Annotated in this window: 3 protein-coding genes; 1 reads left to right on the plus strand and 2 read right to left on the minus strand. The window is 66.9% G+C overall.

Features of this window, described 5'->3' with window-relative positions; translation table 11 throughout:
- Positions 1-270, plus strand: a 270-nt coding sequence (locus K6I34_RS36000) for an alpha/beta fold hydrolase (protein ID WP_229332236.1), incomplete at its 5' end; no start/stop codon positions are given.
- Between the two features lie 30 nt (positions 271-300).
- On the opposite strand, the gene K6I34_RS36005 is transcribed toward K6I34_RS36000, so the two are convergent.
- Together K6I34_RS36005 and K6I34_RS36010 are read right to left on the minus strand one after the other, a co-directional pair.
- Complete coding sequence (locus K6I34_RS36005; protein ID WP_229332237.1) at positions 301-621, minus strand: hypothetical protein; 321 nt, start codon at positions 619-621, stop codon at positions 301-303.
- Positions 622-670: 49 nt separating this feature from the next.
- Positions 671-1912 (minus strand): transposase, encoded by a 1242-nt coding sequence (locus K6I34_RS36010; RefSeq protein ID WP_238490302.1) that lies wholly within the window; start codon positions 1910-1912, stop codon positions 671-673.
- Between the last annotated feature and the right edge of the window lie 325 nt (positions 1913-2237).

Raw genomic sequence — 2237 nt, forward strand, 5'->3', positions numbered from 1 at the left:
GGCCTGCACCGCCCACGGCAGCCGGTACCCCGGCGGCTGGGCGAGGCCCTGATCGCCTTCACCCAGCTCCCGGTCTTCGTGGGCTGGGGCATGCGCGACCCCCTCTACGACGACCTGGTCCTCACCGAGTGGACGCGCCGCCTGCCCGCGGCGGAGCTGCACCTCTACCCGTACGCGGGGCACTACGTGCTGGAGGACATGGCGTGGCAGCTCGTGGAGGACATCCGGGACTTCCTCACCCTCACCGACCACGAACGGGGCGTCGGCTGACGCCGCAGTCCTGCCGGTACGAGCCGGGCCTCAGCCGGTCAGCCGGGACCGCAGCAGCTGCCTGTCCGGTTTGCCCGCCGCCGTCAGCGGGATCCCGGTCACCAGGTGCAGGGCCTCGGGGGCGTAGAGGCGGCCCTTGCGGGCGGTGACGAAGTCGCGGATCTCCTCCAGTGAGGGCCGTTGTCCGGCGGCGGGCACCACGGCGGCGTGGACGTGCTCGGCCGACTCCTCGTCCCGGCTGCCGAAAACCGTGCACTGGGCCACGGCCGGATGCGTCAGCAGCAGGTCCTCCAGCTCCGCCGGATAGACGTGGCCCCCGACGACCACGATCATCTCCTTGATCCGGTCCACGATTTGAAGTGCTCTCCTCCCTTTGCAAGCTCAGGAAGGAGATTCCCGCCTACTTTGCGGTGGCGGGCTTGACGCGTCGTGCGCGCCTGACGACTGCCCTCCCGGCAGCCGGGACGAGCGCGTGGCCCATCCGGTACAGGTACAGAACGTTCCGGGCAGCGTTCCAGTCGGCGTTGCCCGACCAGCCGCAGTCCGGGTTCTTGCACACGAACACAGCCTGACTCTCCCGGCTGCCCGGCGTAGTGACACCACAAACCGAGCAGCGCTGGGAGGTGCCAGCGGCAGGAACCTTGTGCAGAGTGCCGCCGAAGCGGGCGGTCTTGTACGCGAGCATCGTCACGGTCCGGCCCCATGCCTCCTGGCTGATGGAGCGGTTCAGACCGGCCTTCTGCCTGACGTTCTTCCCTGGCTCCTCGACGGTGCCCCGGGCGCTCCTGGTCATGTTCGCGATGTCCAGGTGTTCCACCACGATCACGCCATAGGTACGGGCGAGGCGAGTGGTGGTCTTGTGCTGCCAGTCGGTTGCCCGTCGCTTGGCTTTCGCTCGGAGCTTGCCGATCCGGTCGTATACCGCCCGCAGCCGGTTCGATGACCGCTGTCCGGGCTTGCGGTGCTGCTTGAGTCGTGCGGCCTGCTGTTCCAGGCGGAGCAGCTTGGCCTTCTCATCCTTGTTCAGCCACTTGTCGCGATCGGAGGTGCCGTCCAGGAGACGGGGCGGGCGGCCGTGGTCCTTATGGCTGTGGTCGGAGAGGGCAAGGGGGATGTTCACCCCGGCGTCGATGCCGACTTCCGGACCCTGATGGGGTGCGGGCCTGGCTTCGAGGGTGGTGATACGGAAAGCGATGTGCCAGCCGAGTTCGTCTTTGATCAGCCTGGCACCGGTGATCCGATTGCCGACATTCGCCTTCTTCCCCACAGGCAGGTCGCGGGTCCAGCGAAACTTCACGCGTCCGACCTTGGGGATGTTGACCATGCCCCAGCGGCGGTTCACCCGGGCGATCTGCAGATCCCGCCCTTGCGGAATGTCCACGCTCATCACGGACCGGACGCGGGCCTTGAAGTCCGGTGCGCCGGCCCGGCCTTCCCAGCAGTTCCTCCACGCCTGGAAATAAGTCTTGAGTACAGCTTGTGCGGCCTGGGCGGGAAGGACGGCGAGGAAGCCGATCTCCTTGCGGGCCTGGCGTATCGCCGCATCCGCAGCGGCCAGGGTGCGCTTGTCTTTCGGCAGCATCGCCCACCAGGCGTGCAGGCAGTTCCACATGGTGCGGGCAGCGTGCGCCTGATCGTCCATGAGCCGAGCCTGGCCGGGACTCAGCACCAACCGGGCACGATGCCCGAATTGCCGCTTCTCTAAGCCGAGTTCACTGCTCACGCGATCACCTTAATCAATTGATTCACGTCATCGCACCAGAACCCCAATACCTACGTATGTACGACGCCACCATGAGCTCATACCTCGCCAGGCAAGAGGTACCCCCTGCCCGGCCAGCGGGGATCCCGGCTGCGCGCTGAGCAATGAGGAGGCTCTGGAACCCAGCACCCGCTCTTCGATCAGCTGTCCGCTGCCGTTCACATAGACATCGCCCGACCGGCGTCTCCCCCGTCCCATACTGACC

The organism is Streptomyces sp. UNOC14_S4 (assembly GCF_020740835.1).
In the GTDB taxonomy this organism is placed as follows: Bacteria; Actinomycetota; Actinomycetes; order Streptomycetales; family Streptomycetaceae; genus Streptomyces.

Excerpts from the sequence above, each read along its gene's own strand:
- K6I34_RS36010 (WP_238490302.1), bottom strand. The coding sequence starts at position 1,912 with ATGGACGATCAGGCGCACGCTGCCCGCACCATGTGGAACTGCCTGCAC.